This is a genomic window from Actomonas spartinae (genome assembly GCF_051209155.1).
GTDB lineage: Bacteria > Verrucomicrobiota > Verrucomicrobiia > Opitutales > Opitutaceae > Actomonas.
In genome coordinates, this window is the sequence record NZ_JBPJGB010000002.1 from 140,851 (window position 1) to 156,300 (window position 15,450).

The 15,450-nt window shown below is 66.7% G+C and carries 11 protein-coding genes; 3 read left to right on the plus strand and 8 right to left on the minus strand.

What is annotated here, in order from left to right; all coding sequences use genetic code 11:
* Positions 1–78: 78 nt before the first annotated feature.
* The 5 genes from AC0MRV_RS08645 to AC0MRV_RS08665 all read right to left on the minus strand — a co-directional run bounded on the left by AC0MRV_RS08645 (position 79) and on the right by AC0MRV_RS08665 (position 6,662).
* Positions 79–582 carry a peroxiredoxin gene (locus AC0MRV_RS08645; RefSeq protein ID WP_472764058.1) on the minus strand — a complete coding sequence of 168 codons (504 nt, stop codon included), beginning with the start codon at positions 580–582 and terminating at the stop codon, positions 79–81.
* Between the two features lie 141 nt (positions 583–723).
* On the minus strand, positions 724–2,418 hold the full coding sequence (locus AC0MRV_RS08650; protein WP_472764059.1) for a mucoidy inhibitor MuiA family protein: 1,695 nt from the start codon (positions 2,416–2,418) through the stop codon (positions 724–726).
* A gap of 82 nt (positions 2,419–2,500) precedes the next feature.
* Complete coding sequence (locus AC0MRV_RS08655; protein WP_472764060.1) at positions 2,501–5,305, minus strand: response regulator; 2,805 nt, start codon at positions 5,303–5,305, stop codon at positions 2,501–2,503.
* The gene (locus AC0MRV_RS08660) at positions 5,302–5,979 is read right to left on the minus strand and encodes a LuxR C-terminal-related transcriptional regulator (protein WP_472764061.1); all 678 of its coding nucleotides are present in this window, start codon (positions 5,977–5,979) and stop codon (positions 5,302–5,304) included. The genes AC0MRV_RS08655 and AC0MRV_RS08660 overlap by 4 nt, the downstream gene beginning before the upstream one ends.
* 98 nt (positions 5,980–6,077) lie before the next feature.
* Positions 6,078–6,662: a GNAT family N-acetyltransferase gene (locus tag AC0MRV_RS08665; protein ID WP_472764062.1), complete on the minus strand. Its 585-nt coding sequence runs from the start codon at positions 6,660–6,662 to the stop codon at positions 6,078–6,080.
* A 121-nt stretch (positions 6,663–6,783) separates the two neighbouring features.
* On the opposite strand from AC0MRV_RS08665, the gene AC0MRV_RS08670 reads away from it, so the two are divergent.
* Both AC0MRV_RS08670 and sigJ read left to right on the plus strand, forming a co-directional pair.
* Positions 6,784–7,305 carry a carboxymuconolactone decarboxylase family protein gene (locus AC0MRV_RS08670; RefSeq protein ID WP_472764063.1) on the plus strand — a complete coding sequence of 174 codons (522 nt, stop codon included), beginning with the start codon at positions 6,784–6,786 and terminating at the stop codon, positions 7,303–7,305.
* A gap of 12 nt (positions 7,306–7,317) precedes the next feature.
* Positions 7,318–8,250, plus strand: a complete 933-nt coding sequence (sigJ, locus tag AC0MRV_RS08675) for an RNA polymerase sigma factor SigJ (protein WP_472764064.1) — start codon at positions 7,318–7,320, stop codon at positions 8,248–8,250.
* On the opposite strand, the gene AC0MRV_RS08680 is transcribed toward sigJ, so the two are convergent.
* A complete protein-coding gene (locus AC0MRV_RS08680) occupies positions 8,219–10,669 on the minus strand; it encodes an ABC transporter permease (RefSeq protein WP_472764065.1) in 2,451 nt (816 codons plus the stop codon). The two genes, sigJ and AC0MRV_RS08680, sit on opposite strands and share 32 nt — an antisense overlap.
* Positions 10,670–10,850: 181 nt before the next feature.
* Between AC0MRV_RS08680 and AC0MRV_RS08685 the strand changes: the two genes are divergently transcribed.
* The gene (locus AC0MRV_RS08685) at positions 10,851–11,303 is read left to right on the plus strand and encodes a DUF5069 domain-containing protein (protein WP_472764066.1); all 453 of its coding nucleotides are present in this window, start codon (positions 10,851–10,853) and stop codon (positions 11,301–11,303) included.
* An 18-nt stretch (positions 11,304–11,321) separates the two neighbouring features.
* Here AC0MRV_RS08685 and AC0MRV_RS08690 read toward each other — a convergent pair whose 3' ends face one another.
* Positions 11,322–13,424 (minus strand): heparinase II/III domain-containing protein, encoded by a 2,103-nt coding sequence (locus AC0MRV_RS08690; protein ID WP_472764067.1) that lies wholly within the window; start codon positions 13,422–13,424, stop codon positions 11,322–11,324.
* Positions 13,414–15,417: a heparinase II/III domain-containing protein gene (locus tag AC0MRV_RS08695; protein ID WP_472764068.1), complete on the minus strand. Its 2,004-nt coding sequence runs from the start codon at positions 15,415–15,417 to the stop codon at positions 13,414–13,416. Before AC0MRV_RS08695 ends, AC0MRV_RS08690 begins: the two co-directional genes overlap by 11 nt.
* Positions 15,418–15,450: the final 33 nt, after the last annotated feature.

Sequence of the window (15,450 nt, forward strand, 5' to 3'; positions counted from 1 at the left end):
GGGGAGCCGGGAGGCGTTTTTTCTAGTTCGTTTGTCTGTAGTTTGTGTGACCGTCGGTCGGACTGGCTTTCGTAGCAATTACTTGGCCAGAAAGGAGAGGATATCGTTGGCCTGCTGGGTGGTGGAGCCCTTGTGATCGGCGTAGACGACTTTGCCGTCGTGCACGAGGTAGGCGGAGCGGCTGGCCATGATCATGCCATTGGCGCCGAAGGCCTTGGCGACGGCCTTGTCGGTGTCGGCGAGCAGGGTGAAGGGGAACTGGTATTTTTCCTTAAACGCGGCCTGCTTTTCGACCGTGTCGTAGGAGACGCCGATGACCGCGACACCCTTGTCGGTGAGCTCCTCGTAGGCATCGCGCAGCGAGCAGCCCTGCTTGGTGCAACCGGGGGTGTCGGCCTTGGGGTAAAAGTAGACCAGCGTGTAGTCGTGAGACGCGTAGACCTCGCTGAGGTTGAGTTCGTTGCCCTCGTCGGTGAGGGCGGATACGGCGGGAGCGGATGCCCCCACCTCAAGCGGGGCGGCGGTGCCAAAACTGAGCATGGTAAGAAAGAGGGTGGTGATGAAGAACGGGCGGAGCTTCATGGTGGGAGGATGTTGGAACGAAAGCGGGTTCTGCGAAAGCGCAAGGAAGGTGGGTGACGTTGATGTTAACTTGCCGTGACGCCAAACGCCCGCCGCGGCGGGGGCCGGGCGGGCACTGAGGGCGGAGGGAGAAAGATCGGTTTACTCCACACCCGTCACGTCGAGGTCGTTGGGGTGTTCGATGCTGAACTTGAGGGTCAGGCTCCGGCTCGCGCCGGGCGCGAGCGAGCCGGTCCAGGTGAGGATACCTTCGTCGTCGCGGTGGAAGGCCTTGGTCTTGTCGTCGCCGGTGGCGATGTCGCGTTCGGCGGGTGCGAGGATTTTCACCGTGATTTTCTCGTGGCGGCTGACGGGCAGAGGTTCGGCGAGGCGCAGGGTGACGGGCACGGTCTTGTGGTTGGTGAGCTCAAGTTTCACCTCGTAGGTCACACGGGTGCCGCTGTTGGTGAAGCCGGTCTTTTCGACAAAGCGGTTGAGGAGGGTGCGTTCGACGACGACGGCCTCGTCGACGCCGAGGGCGAGTTCGAAGTCCTCGCCGGGCATGGTTTGCTCGAGAAAACTGTTGGCGATGAAGGCGCCGTCGACAAAAGCGGCGAGTTTGCCCCCGAGCAACGGGAAGTCGGTGGTGTTCTCGACCGTGGCGGTGAGGAAGGCGTTGGCGACGTATTTGGGCGTCGTTTCGTAGCGCAGGCCGGCCGGCAGGGTGACGGTGGTGACGCTGACCTTTTGGGTGGTGCCGTCGGCCGGGATGGTGGCGGGCGCGGTGATCTTGAAGGTGGCGGCGGTGAGGCCGGTTTCAACGGTGGCGAGGTTGTTGCGGATGTCGGCCAGCTCGGTCTTCAGGCGGCTTCCAGAGACGGTCGTTGCTGAAGTGTAACCCTGCTCGGCCGCTGGGGCGGCGCGGGTGACGGAGAACGGGGAAAGCTCCATCGCGTCATCCGTGCTGTAAGTCTGCTGTGCTACGATCCATGGCATCGCTTCCGGCGCGCTGCCACCGGCGCTGGGGCGGGCGGTGGAGAGGGTGAGGGCGACGGCGTTCCAGGGCTCGCCGGTGCGGTTGATGACCTGGGCCTGGTAGTCGAAACTCACCTCGCGGGTGGTGGAGTTGAGGCGGGCGTTGTAGACGGGGCTCCAGTTGGCGCCGGGAGCGGTGTAGGTGAGCTCGAGTTGGCCGCGGCCGGCGGTCGGGGAGGTGAGGCGCACGGTGACTTCCTTCACGGCGCGGCGGCCGGGCACGCGACCGCGGGCTTCGTTGAGCTGGGCTTGGGCGGCGTTGATGCGGTGGGCGAGGTTCTCACGCTGGAGGGTGACCTCGCGCTGGGTGGTGATCAGGCGGGCCTGGTTCTCGGCGGTGAAGGTGAGCAGGTCCTGCCACTCGCCGAGGTCGCGTTGCGGCGCGGCGCCTTCCGTGGGCACGGTGGTGTTGGCGGTGATGATGCGATCGAGCACGCTGAACTGGCGGTCGATGTTCTTGAGTTGGTCGGCGAGGACGCGGTCTTCGTCGCGGAGGCTTTTGAGTTTCTCTTCGAGCTGCGCGATTGCCGGGCTGGGTTCGGATTCGAGGAAAAGGTTGCGCGAATTGACGTCGAGGATGGTGGTGCCGTCGGGCCCGCTGCCGCGCACCTGGATGGAGTCATCCCAGAGGTTGGCGGGCAGGCCGCTGAGGACGAAGGATGACTCGCCGGCGGGGAGATCGAGCGTGGCGGCACGCGTGACCAGAGCGCGATCGGGGTAGACGGTGACGGCCGTGATGGTGGAGTCGATCGATTGGGCGCGCAGCGCGAGGCTGCAGGTGCAGGCCGCGAGCAGGCCTGGCAAAAGGGAGCGGGTATTCATGGGCATAGCGTCGTTAGGAGGACAACGAACCGACGGGAGTGTTCTTAGAACGCGGCTAAAACTAGCCGCGTGTGGGCGGCGCTCAAGACCCGGCGGTGTCGGCTTCCTGGAGCAACGTGATGAGGAGTTCGCGCACCGGGGCGAGGTCGGTGGGCGAGCTGAGCAGGTGTTGTTCGACCAATCCGAGTTGCTCCACCCACACCTGTTCGCCCAACAGGGCCAGCTTGCCGCGGGCGGCGTGGGCGAGGAAGGTGGCTCGCTCGGGCACGTCGTCCCATCGCGCGAGGATTTCACGCACGTCCCGCAGGGCGTCGGCGTGCAGGTCGCGGCGTTGCTCGGCGGTCATGACCCAGGTGGCGGGGGTGGCCGTCGTGCTGGGTTCTGTGGTCGAGGGGGGCGCAGCGAGACTGCGGACGAGGGCATCGTGCAGGGCTTGGGGTTGGAGCGGCTTGCTCAGAAATGCCTGGGCGCCGGCGCGCAGGCATTCTTCGCGCTTGGCGACGGTCGAAAAGGCGCTGATGACGATCACGGGAGCGGCGGGCTCGGTTTGGCGTTGGCGCAAGGCATCCAGCAGCGCCGCTCCGGAGAGACCGGGCAGGTGCCAGTCCATCAAAACGGCGTCGAAGCGTGGCGTGTGGTTCAGCTCGGTGAGGGCGCTTTCACCGTCGCGGGCCCACGAGACGCGAACCCCCAATTGTTGGAGATAGTGGCCGAGCGCGAGGCGGTTGTAGTCCTCGTCTTCAATGGCGAGCACATGCACGGGAGGCTCGGTGCGCAGGCGGCGCTGAGCCGGGGCCGCCGGCGAGCTCGGGGTAAAGGTGCAGGAGAAGGAGAATATGGTCTGCCCCTGATCGTTGCGGGCGGTGGTGCGACCGCCCATGGCGTTGCCGACGCGGCGGCAGAGGGACAGGCCGATGCCGAGGCCCGGCGCTTGCGTTTCCTGCGCCCGCTGCCCCCGCTCGAAGGGTTCGAAAAGAGCCTCGATGTTGGCGTCGGTGAGCGTGGTCCCGGCGTTCACCACTTCAAATTGCAGGGAAATTTCGTCGGCCGCGGCGGGCTGGCGGCTGACGCGCAGGGTCGCGGTTTGGTCGGTCCCGTATTTGAGCGCATTGTCGAGGTAGTTGCCGAGAATCTGGCGCAGTTTGCCGGTATCGCCAATGAGCCAAAGCGGGGTCGGCGTCATGGTCTCGATTGCGACTTGGTCCCGCTGCAAATTGTAGAGTCCGACGGTGTCGTGCAGAAACGCGCCGAGTTCGAACGTTTGTTCTTCGAGCTGAATGGCGCCGGCGTCGAGATTGGCGAAGTCCATCACCTCCTCGATCGTCGCGCTCAGGCGGTCGATGCACGCGTGGAGGTTGCGCAGGAGCGCCTCGGCGCGCGGACTGCCGGCTTCGCTGCGCAACATCGAGGCGATGCCCTTCACGCCGTTGAGGGGATTGCGCATTTCGTGATTGATGCTGGAGAGGAACCGGTCCTTGGCCGCGTTGATCTGGCGCAATTGCTCGGTGTGAGCGATGGCCATGCGGTCGAACTGAAAGGTGAGGTGGCGGCACAGCTCGCGCACTTGGGCGGAGTCGGTCTGGGTCCACGGCCACGATTCCCGTTTGCCCAGAGCGAGGAAACCGCGGGCGGCGCCCTCTTTTTCGCCCAACGGGAACACCCGCACAAAGGCGTCCCGAACAGGCGCGTTGGCGGGTGGTGCGGCGGGTTGGACCGGGAGCCCGGGCAGCCGCAGGCCGAGTTGTTGGGCGGCCCAGGCCGGCAGGGCCTCGGTCGGCGACCAGGCGGTGTCGCCGATGCGTCCTTCTTGCCAGCGTTGGCCGGTTTGGTCGGTGAGCCAGATCGCGCAGGCGGTGACCCCGTAGGCGCGGACCAGGGTGTCGCAGGTCTCCTCGACCAAGCTCGTGGGCTCGTCGATGAAGGGCACCCGGTCGATGAAGTCGCGCAGTTTGTTGCGGTAGATGAGGCTTTCGCCCAGCAGCCTGCCCCGCCAACGATCGAGGGCGGAGTCGAGGTCGCGCGGAAACGGCAGGGCGCACAGGATCGCGGCAATGAGTCCCGCACCGATCGCCAGAAGTTTCTGCACGGCGGACGAGGCGGGAATCATCGCGGTCTCGCTCACCAGCAGGATGAGCAGCATGACCAGGGCAAAGAAGCTGAGACGTAGCGCCACCGCCAGACGGCGACCGATGAAGAGGCGCACGCGGCCCAGCCGGTCGTTGAGCACGGTGTAGGCCGCCAGGATGCCGTAGCCGCTGGCCGCCAGGGAGCTCCAGGGCATCGCACCGAGGTTGGTGGTGGGGGGAGGCAGGATGCCGACCAGGTGCAGACTCTCCTTGAGGGCGGCGAGGGGCATGGCCATCACGATAACAAACAGGGTGCGAGCGCGGGAGCGTTGCAGCGGGTCGGGTGAACGAAACTTTCGCCACAACAACCAGCCGGACAACCCGACGTTGGCGGGCATGAAACCGCCGATGTAGAACAGCACCAACGGGGTGGGAGTGGCGAACCAGGCGCCAAAGCGGTGCTGCAGGTCCGACACCCCCCAGCGTGTCGCCAATAAACTGATACAGATGGCGCTCACCGCATAGTTGGCCACGATGAGCCGCCGCCAGCCGGGCCAGTCCGTTGTGAGCGCCGCGAGGTGCAGGAACGAGGACGGCAGGGTGAACAGCGCGGCCCAGGTGAGGTAGGCCAGAGGGCGGGCGGTCGTGAGGTCGGCGGCGCGGAAGAGGCCCCACACTCCGGCGTTCCACAGCGCGACCCCCAAACAAAAGACACCGATGGATCGCGCGGCCGCTCCCCGTGGTCGACCGACAACCAAGGCCAGCAAGGCCAGCACGTTGGCGAGGGCGGCAAAAAGTGGGATATTTTGAAACGGGTTCAAGTCGGTTCGCCTGGCGAAGGGGGACGCGGGGGCGCAGGAACGAAGCCCGCGGTGATGGCGTAGGCGATGAGTTCGGTGGTGCGGTGCAGGCCCAGTTTGCGCATGAGGTTGCGACGGTGGGTCTGCACGGTGCCGGCGCTCACGCCGATGATGGCGGCGATTTCCTCGTTCGCGAGGCCCTGTCCGATCCACTTGAGCGCGTCCTGTTCGCGCGGGGTGAGGATTTTGCTGAAGTGTTGAGGGTTCTGTTGTTGGCTGGTCTGCAGTTCCTTGATCCGCGGGCTCACGAAGCGACGACCGGCCGCGACCTCGCGAATCGCTTCGACGAGGATTTCGGCGGGATCGCCTTTGTGCACGAAACCATCGGGGCCGGCCTGGGCGGCGGTGTGGAGGCTGAATTCGGAGGTGAGCCCGGTGACGATGATCAGGCGCAAGTTCGGGAACTGTTGGCGGAACCGGGGGAAGAAGTCCTGCGCCTGTTCAGTTTCGAGCTGCAAATCAACGAGGGCGAGCTGGCAGCCAGCGATCACCCCGGGAGCATTCAGCGCCTCCGCGCAGGAGGCGAAGAGGTGCGTCGTGACCGCTGGGGTGGTGCGAATGATGGTGTGGGAGAGGCTTTCACGAATAAGAAGTTGGTCTTCGATGATCGCGAGGTGGAGTCGGTCCAAAGGCATACTGCGGCCAGGTCATGGGAATCGAGTCGGTTGAGGGGAGGGTGAAGGGCCAGGTCAGTTTTGAAGTGCAATCGCCCCGACGAATCGAGGATTCGTTTTTATTCACTCGATGCATTGGCCGTGAGATCCCGGCGGAGCACCCACTCTGGGCCGTCGACTTCGTCTTCCTGTTCGCCGACTTGGCGGAAGCCCAGTTTCTGGGCGAGGCGTAGCGACGGTGCGTTGGTGGGCGAGATGGAAAGGAAGAACGATCGCACCGCGGCCGTGTCGTGTGCCCACCGCATCATGCCTCCGATGGCCTCGGTGGCATAACCCTGGCGGCGGTGCGGTGGGGCGATGGTGTAGCCCAGCTCGGCGCCGTGGGAGCAGTAGGGCAGGAGAAACGGGTCGGGAGCCCGATGGTGGAAGTTGATACTGCCGACCAAGGTGTTCGTCGCGGTCAAAACCACTGCGCGGTAGACCCAGGGCAACTGCGCCGGGTCCTGCTCGACCAGCGCGAGGCGGCGCAGGGCGAAGCCCCGATCAGGCAAGGCGCCGGGATCGGGCACCCGGTAGGGCAGGCGATCAAGCACCCGGGCACCGTGACCCGCGGCCAGCGCCTGCAGGTCGGCCCGGCTCATCGACTCGAGGCGGAGCCGGGGCGTGAGGATCGGGACGGGAGGCGCGGGATCACCGGAGGTCATACCTTCGTAAACGACGCATCGGAGTTTGGGGGCAATCGAGGCGCCGGCAGCGTTTTTTTTGGCGCGGCGGTCACAAACGCGGCGTGCGACTCGTCCTCCTTGTTGCAGATCCACTTTTGTCATGAATGCAGAACAAATCACCTCCGCCCGCACGCAGACCCGCCAGTTCGGCGACCACTACGACTACGATGTCACCTACATGGAGGAGATGCTCGATGCCTCCCCCGAGGGCTTTGCCCGCTTCCAAGGTGTGCTGGGCATGTCGTCCTTTCGCGACGTGCTGCCGGTGGAGGTCGCCTTCATCGCCAAGGTCGCCGCGTTCAGTGTGGTCGATTGCGGGCCGTGCTTGGAGCTCAACCTGAAGATGGCCCGGGAGGCGGGCGTGGAAACCGAGCTTCTGCGCCTGGCGGTGCGCGACCCCGATCGCCTGCCGCCGGAGCTCGCCGAAGTGCATGGCTACGCCGCGCAGATTGCCGCCGGCGCCACGCCGGAACCCGAAAAGGTGGAGCGTTTTCGCGAGCGCTACGGCTCGGCGGGTTTGGTTGAACTCTCCCTGGGCATCGCCAGCGCGCTCGTTTTTCCGGCGGTGAAGCGCACGCTCGGCCACGCCCGGAGTTGCTCGCTCACCCCCCTATCCGTCTGATGTTTCCGAACCATGTCGGATACCGAAGCCGCGATCGTATTTGAAAACCAGCGTGAGGCGCTCCTGCGCCTCGCCTATCGCATGCTCGGCGTTGTGAGTGACGCGCAGGATGCGGTGCAGGAAACGTGGCTGCGTTGGGCGGCGACGGATCGGGCGAAGGTGCGCGAACCGCGGTCGTGGTTGTTGCGCACCTGCAGCCGCTGGTGCCTCGACCACCTCAAGTCGGCCCGCGTGCAGCGTGAGGTGTATCCCGGCCCCTGGCTGCCCGAACCGCTGGTGCTGGATGTGGCCGTGACCGAAGACAACGGCGCGCGGCGCCTGGAGTTGGACGAAGCGGTTTCGATGGCGCTGCTCACGGCGATGGAACGGCTCACACCCACCGAGCGCGCGGCCCTGCTGCTGCACGACGTGTTTGACCACGACTACGCGGAGGTCGCGGAAGCGCTCGGGCGCAACGAGGCCGCCTGTCGCAAACTGGTCTCCCGCGCCCGCGCGCGGGTGCAGGAGGAGCGGGCCACGGTTCGGGCCGATGCCATTACGGCGGACGACCACCGGCGCCTGCTCGGGGCGTTTTTGGATGCCGCCGCGGTGGGCGATACCGCCGCGCTGAAGGCGGTGCTCTGCGACGATGTGGCTTTCCACTCCGACGGCGGCGGCAAAGTGGTCGCGGCCGGCAAGGTCGTGTTCGGCGCCGCGCTGGTGGCGAAATTTTTCACCAACCTCGTGCGCAAATTCGGCGCGCGCTATGACGAGTCGATGCTGCGCTGGGTCTGGTTTAACGGCGCCCCGGGCGTGGTGGTGCTCGACGCGCCCGGCGGACAACCGGTCACGGCCTTCTCGATCGCGATCCGCGACGGCCGGATTGGCGGGCTCTACGCCCTGCGCAATCCGGATAAGCTTGCGGGCCTGGCGCTCAGTCGTCGCGCAGGGCTTCCATCGGGTTGACGCGCGAGGCGCGGTGCGAGGGCAGCAGGGTCGCGACCAGCACGACCAGCACCATCACGGCGGCGGTCAGGGCGACCACGCCGGGATTGAAAGCGCTCACGTCGAAGAGCTGGCTTTGCATCGCGCGGCCGACGAAATAACTCAGGCCGATGCCGATGGCGGCGCCGATTGCGAGCAGCACGCCGCCGAGGCCGAGGAACTGGCGGAGGACCTGGCCGGGCAAGGCACCGAGCGCCATGCGCACCCCGATCTCGCGACGGCGCTGGCTCACCGCATAGGCGAGCACGCCGTAGGTGCCGACGGCGGCGAGCAGGAGCGCGGCGATGGCGAACACGCCGGCGAGTAAAGCGGGCGAACGGCGCGCGACGAGGCTGTCGTCGAGGCGGGCCTGCATGACCTTGATGTCGTCGACCGGGAGCTCGGGGTCGATGGCGAGCACGAGTTTTTGCAGCGTGGTGCCGAGGGCTTCGGGCTCGACGGCGGTGCGCAGCACGATGGTGGCGCCCTGATTGCCGCGCTCGCGATAGGGCACGTAAATGGTGCCGAGCGGCGCGTCGTCGGTGAGGTCACGTTGCTTCACGGTGCCAACCACGCCGACGATGGTCAGCGCGTTCTCGTCGTTGATTTCCACGTCGCTGGCGATGCGGCGGCCAAGTCCACTCTGGCCCGGCCAGTAGCGATCGACAAAGGCCTGGTCGACGACCACGACCTTTTGGTCGCGGTGGTTGTCGGCGTCCTCGAGGAAGCGGCCTTCGATGAGCGGAATGCCGAGTGCCTGCCAGTAGTCGCCCATGGCGTAGGACGTGAAGTGGGTGCGGATGGATTCGCCGGGAGCGAGCTCGACCCCTTCAACCGTGGTGGCGTTGTCCGACACGCCGCCGCCGAAGGGCAAGCCGTCGGAGAAGGCGGCGTAGGTTACGCCGGGTTGGGTGCGGAGTTCGCCGAGCAAGCGTTCCAGAAAAGCCAGGCGGGGGGCTTGTTCAGGATAGGTTTTCCACGGCAGTGACAGCCGGGCGGTGAGCACATGGTCGCTGTCGAAGCCGGGGTCGGTTTGCAGGACCTTTTGCAGGCTCAGGCCGAGCAGGCCGGCGCCGGTGAGCAGCACGAAGGTGATGGCGATCTGCACCACGATGAAGACGTGGCGCAGGTTTTGCGCGGCGCGGGAGACGGTGCCGCCGCGGGTCTCGGCCTGGAGCACGGGAGCGAGGGTGCGGCGCACGCTGACGGCGATGACCGGAGCGGCGAGGGCGAGGCCCACCAACACCGAGGCGGCGAGGGTGATGGCGGCGATGCGGCCATCGAAGGCGATGTTGACGCCGAGCGGCAATTGCTCGGTCCCCAGTGTCGCGAGAAGTTGGATACCGCCGGCGCCGACGGCGAGACCGAGCAGGCTGCCGGCCAGGGTGAGCAGCAGGGTCTCGAGAATGATGGCGCGGGCGAGGTCGGTGCGGCCGGCGCCAAGGGCCTGGCGCACGGCGAATTCCTTGGCGCGACCGTGGGCGCGGATGAGGAGCAGGTTGACGAGGTTGACGCCGCCGATGAGCAGCAGCGCGAGCACGCCGGCCTGGAGCAGGATGAGCGCGGGGCGGATCTCGCGCACGATGTCGCTGTGCAGGGAGTGCACGTAGGTGGTGAACCCGGCGTTGCGCACGAGTTCGGCGAAGGGATCGGTCTCGAGTTGGGCGGCGTTGTGGGCATCCATCTGCGCCTGGGCGCCGGCCACGGTCATGCCCGGCGCGAGGCGGGCGACCATGGTCTGGTTGTTGGAATGGCGGCGGTTGGGTGCGCGGTCCTCGAGGGCGGAGGCGAGCGGGACGAAGAAGCGGGCCTCGCTGTCGATGAAACGGAACTTGGGCGGGAGCACGCCGATGATCGAGTGCGTGAGGCCATCGACGGTGAGGGTGCGGCCGAGGATATCGGGGTCGCTGCTGAACCGGTTTTGCCAGAACTCGTGGGTCAGAATGATGACCTGGGCGTTGGCGTAGAGCAGCTCGTCGTCGGTGAAGGTGCGGCCCATGGCGAGGGGGACGCCGAGGGTGGCGAAGAACTCAGGTGACACGCGGTCACGGGCGATGCGATTGGGCGCGCCGGCTTCACCGACGATGGCGCTGCCGGGTTGCCAAACGGACACCGACTCGAAGGCCGCGATCTGGCCGTCGCGGCGATCGTAGTAGTTGGGCAGGGAGCAGCCGCTGCGGGGCGCACCGGCTCCCGGGTAGGAGTTGACCATGGTCACGAGCCGGTCGGCGTGCGGGTAGGGCAGCGGGCGCACGAGGATGGCGTCGACCACGGCGAAGATCGCGACGTTGGCGCCGATGCAGAGGGCGAGGGTCAGCAGGACCGTGGTGGCAAAACCGCGTTCGCGCAGGAGGCGGCGCAAAGCTTGGCGAAGTTCCGGAACGAGAGAAGTGAGGTGCACGGGAGAGATTACCCGATGCGACGCGCGAAAGTTGCGGATTATTTCACCCGGCGACCTTTACCCCTTGTTCGTATTACGAACATTGGGTTGGAAGTGACTGTAAGTGATGGGGATAAGGCTTTTTTGGGGGAGGAGCAGCGGGAGTGGGTTGCGTTGGGCCGGAGAAGTCGTCCGTTGGGGGATGTCCTCCGAGACCCTGCAATCCCTCGCCCTTGATTTGAACACGACCACGCCGCGGAGTCCGCGCGAGGTGTTGGCCGGTTACGTGCATGCCGGGCGCATGCTCGACAAGTGTCGGGCGGTGTGCGCCGGCACGGCGGGCGAATACCACTACAACTGCCCGCTGGATCGTTTCTTCTTTGATTTCACCGGCATCGACGCGGATGCGTTCAAGGAGTTTGTGGCCACTGGGGCCGACGATGAGGCGGTGGCGGCGTGGATCACCGCGCATTCGCAGGTGAAGGAGCCGCGCGAGGTGATCGCGTGGAACAACAAGATGCGCGACATGCGGCTGAGCGAGATGCCGATCGAGTTGCAGGAGTTCCTGGAAGGTTACATCCCGCAAGTCATTCCGGCCGGCAAGGTGGTGCGGGTGTGGTTCGACGTCTACGACATCGAGGAAGGCCGCCTCTAATCGGGCGGGCTCGCCCGCCTACCGGCTGAGTTGGACCCGCCGCGAACGATCGGCGGTCTCGAGGCTGATCGCTTCGTCCGTCACCCGGGCCATCACGGTCTCGCGGGCGGTTGTGACGCGCCAAGTCCCCGGCGTGTCGCCGGGGTGCCATGGTGTGCGGCCGCCAAAATCGCTCGCGGGGCCGGTGGCAAAAAGCGTGAGCCAGCGGCAGCCTTTGGCCGTGGCGGTCGCCTCCACAAAGGATTCGTGACGGGGTGCCAATGGTTCGCCGGTGCGGGTGCGATCGTGCGGCGCGACGTAGGCGTGATGGCGGAGGTCGAGGGGGAGCGCGCGCCCGTCGAGCGTGGTGACCAAACCGGTGGCGGCGGCGGTGTCGCCGGTGACCACAAACGCGCCGGGGGTTGGCAGGGTGGGATTGGTCAGCGTGTGCCAACGCAGGGAGATGGCTTGGTCGGTGGGGAGGGTGGCTTCGTCGAGCACCGCGATGAAACCGGGCCAGAGGTGGAGCACCGTGCGCTGCACCTGCACGACGTCCGCATAGGCCGGCGTGAGGTCGATCCGCCAGGCGGCGCCGTGGCCGGGGTCCTGCCACCAGTCGAGCAAGCGGCCGGAGAGCGTGCTCACGTCGATCGGTTGGCCCCGTTCGCGGATCGGATAGCGTTGCTCCCGGCCGTCGAACATCAGCACGTTGTGGCCGACGATGGAGGCGTTGTAGTAACGCCAACGGCTGTGCGGTTCGAAGAAATCCGGCGGATAGGTGGACGGTGAGCCGAGGTCGACGATGAGGCGTTCGCCGAGCACGTCGAAGCCCAGCTGGCCGACGTCGTTGTGCTCGTGGTTCTCCTCGCGCCCGGCCTTGGCGAAGACGATGCAGGCCGCTTTGTCCCAGTCCCATGACGTGCGGCTGACGATCACGCCGCCGTGGTCGTGGTAGGCGACCGCGAGCGGTTCGCGGCCGGCGGGGGCTTGCGGTATTACGCGCGGATCATACCAGACCAGTTCGAAGGGGTTGGTGGTTTCATCCTGATGCGCGAGGTAGTAGTGCTGCAACACCCCGTCACGGTTGGCCGCCGCTATGGCACTCACGTAGCCGGCCATGACGGCGCGCTCCGGATGGCCGTCGCCAAACGGCACCACCCGGCGGCCGGTGAGGGTGGTTTGCATGACCCAGCGGGCCATTTCGGGGAAAGGGGCCTCGCCGAGGCGGCGCGCTTGGCCACCGGTGGCATACTGCTGCGCCAAAAAAAAGGCGACGGGCATGCGGTTGGCGTTCGCGTAGGCGACCGACTCGTTGAACTCGCCCGCGCGCCCGTAGGTGGTGAGGTAACGCTCAAAGGCCTCGACACCGAGCGCGACCAGCCGGTCGGCGTCGGGGTGTTCGCCCGCCAGCACCATGCCGGCGATGCCGAGTCCGCCGTAGATGACGGTGAGCCAGTTGTTGAGGTCGCGGGTCCACCAGGCGCCGGCCTCCACCGATGTAAGGAAAGGTTGGATACCGCGGCGATCGAGTCCCGTGCGGATACGGGTCCGTTCCGCGGTGCTGAGGCTGGGGGCCAGCCAATCGTAGGCGATGGCCACGTCCTTGCTGAGCATGCCGGTGCGCAGGTCGGCCGGATGACCGAAGCGCAGGTGGGCCTGGTCGATCCAATCGGGCCACTGGGCGGGATCGAAGAGCGCGTCGCACTGGGTGAGCGCGGCGGCGCGACAGGCCTCGTCGCCGGTGAGCAGATGGACGAGGGCGAAGCGCACCAGGCGGGCCCCGGTTTCCTCGCAGAGGTAAAAGTCGGGGTTGCGGTCGCGAATGGAGGCGGCCGGGCGCGCCGGCAGCGGGCTGTCGGGGAGCAACGGCTGCTGCCCGGCTTCCCGCTGAGCCTGCTCCCGCAGTCGATCCCACGTGGCGGCACACCATGCGTCGGTGCGGATGGCGGTGCGCAGATCGGCCGGGGTGCGCAGCCCGTTGGGCCCCTCGGCGGAGAGGTAGATGCGCGGGTGGGAGCCGGAGGTCGGTCCGTCGGCCGCGAACACCTGCGGCGTCAGCCACCATGCGGCGGCACTGGTGGCGGACGTGCGCAAAAAGGACCGGCGGGTGCAGTCCGGTATCCAAGGGAATTCAGGGGGCATCGATCGGGCGAAGTTCGATGGTGTGTGCACCGGTCGCGGCTGGAGACTTCTCGATGAGTTTGATGAGGTGAACCTCGGGACCCCAGATGCCGCGCAGGGTGGCGTCGGTGACCTCGCGTGATTCGATTTCGACCGTCAGTTGCTTCGGATCGTAGCTCAACTCGGCTCCGCGCCCGGTCGGGGCGGAGGGCGCAGGACCGAGGCGCAGCACGCCGGGCCGCAGCACGGTGACGGCACGGTGGGTGAGGTGGTGCAGCTCGGTCGGTGCGCTCGGTTGGTTGATTGTATAGGTATCGTGGATACGCAGGCTCTGGCCGCGGACGAGGGCGTAGTCGCGGCGCCAGCTGGTGATGCCGGCGGCGGCGGGGTAGGCGTCGGCGAGTTCGAGACCAAAGCGCGCGGCTTGGTCATCGCTGGCGTAGTGGAGGTCGCGCGCAGCGTGTTCACGGCCGGGGGCCTGCTCGGCGCCGTTGATGAGGGGCACGTTGTGCCAGCCGGAACGCATGGTCCAAATCTGGTAGCGTTCGGCGCTGAAGGTGCGACCGGTGTAGGCTTCGGGGCCGGCGTCGATGATGAGCGGTTCGCCGTCGAGGTAGGCGAGGTAGGAACCGACGTCGTTGTGGTTGTGGTTCTCGGCGTTGTGACCGCCCTTGGCCACGAGGGTGAGGCCGCGGTTGGTGCCACCCGCGTCGCGGGCGATCATGACCTGGAGGTCAGGCAGCCAACCGTCGCGCGGCAGCGGGGCGTCGGCCGGTTGGCGATTGAGCTCGGCGGTGACAAAGAGCTGCGGCAACACGCGGCCGAGGGAACGATCAAAGCCGGGTTCAAAGGCGGGTCCGTTTTGCCACACCCAGGCCCCGAAGGCGGCGAGCTCGGGATCGTGCACGGCCTGACCAAAGCGGTAGATGAGAGCGCCGTCGGTGCGGTTGCGCGCGCGGGCGTCGGCGAAGTTGATGAACCAGTCACGATTGATGTGGGCCAGCATGATGTAGCGGCCGACGTTGCGTATGAGCGGGTGGTCGAAGATCGAGATGCGGCCGGCGCTGGCGCTGTCCATCCAAGAGAGGGCGTCAAAGAGGCTGGCGCCGGCGCGCCCCCAATAACCGGGACCTTCGTCGCAGCCGCCGTCGTCGGGCAGGGTGTTGAGGTAGTTGTCGAGGACCCGCTGGCCCTTCTCGACATGGCGGGCACGGCGTTCCGGGTCTTCCTCCAACAGCAGCGCGGTGGAGAGCCAGTTGGAGACGATCCACGGATTCCAGTTGTTGATGCCATGGCCCTGGTCGTCCCAGCTCATCCACCAGAAGTCGGCCCGGTCGAAACAAGGCGCGAGCAGACGCCGTTCGCATTCGTAGCGAATCCGCTTTCGCAACAGGGGGGAGACGTCGTCGAGTTGCGGACCGAGCAGGTAGGAGGTCCACGCTAACATGGCGCCGGTTTCGCCGACCCCGAGGTCAACGGTGGGCTCGGTCACATCGGGCAGGCCGGACCCCGCGCGCTGCATGAACACATGGGCGGAGTAGCCCCAGTAGGTCTCTTCGCAGGTGGCCCAGATGCCGTCGGCGATCTCGTCCAGAAAACGTCCCTGGCCCTCCACGCACTCGGCGAGGACCAGTTTGATCAGGCGTTGGCGGCGTTCGATGCGGGGACCTTGGTTGGCGACGCGGTCGCCGGTTCGCACGTAGGCGAGATAGCCGGTGGCGCGCAGCGAGGCCCACGGGCCGACCAGCGCGGCTTCGCCGGCGGCGAGGATGCCTTGGCGCAGATCCGCGGGAAGACCGGTCCACGCGGCACGTTCGGCGGCCCTGGGAAAGGGGTGCCACTGCCCCGGCGGCAACAGTGCGGCCTGGACCGCGGGCACGTCGCGGCCGAGTTCATGTTTCTCCGGCGCACCGGAAAGCAGGTTGCGTGGCGTCGCCGGCGGGGTGGCCCAGGCGTGGCTCAAGACCGCCAGGAGCAAGGCAACGCGCAAGGGGAAGCGGGGTTGAAATTTCATTTCGATCAACGGGGTGAAGGGGCACCAGAAAGG

Coding starts and splice junctions, on each gene's coding strand:
- AC0MRV_RS08645 (WP_472764058.1), bottom strand. CDS start 582: ATGAAGCTCCGCCCGTTCTTCATCACCACCCTCTTTCTTACCATGCTC.
- AC0MRV_RS08650 (WP_472764059.1), bottom strand. CDS start 2,418: ATGAATACCCGCTCCCTTTTGCCAGGCCTGCTCGCGGCCTGCACCTGC.
- AC0MRV_RS08660 (WP_472764061.1), bottom strand. CDS start 5,979: ATGCCTTTGGACCGACTCCACCTCGCGATCATCGAAGACCAACTTCTT.
- AC0MRV_RS08665 (WP_472764062.1), bottom strand. CDS start 6,662: ATGACCTCCGGTGATCCCGCGCCTCCCGTCCCGATCCTCACGCCCCGG.
- AC0MRV_RS08670 (WP_472764063.1), top strand. CDS start 6,784: ATGAATGCAGAACAAATCACCTCCGCCCGCACGCAGACCCGCCAGTTC.
- sigJ (WP_472764064.1), top strand. CDS start 7,318: ATGTCGGATACCGAAGCCGCGATCGTATTTGAAAACCAGCGTGAGGCG.
- AC0MRV_RS08685 (WP_472764066.1), top strand. CDS start 10,851: ATGTCCTCCGAGACCCTGCAATCCCTCGCCCTTGATTTGAACACGACC.
- AC0MRV_RS08690 (WP_472764067.1), bottom strand. CDS start 13,424: ATGCCCCCTGAATTCCCTTGGATACCGGACTGCACCCGCCGGTCCTTT.
- AC0MRV_RS08695 (WP_472764068.1), bottom strand. CDS start 15,417: ATGAAATTTCAACCCCGCTTCCCCTTGCGCGTTGCCTTGCTCCTGGCG.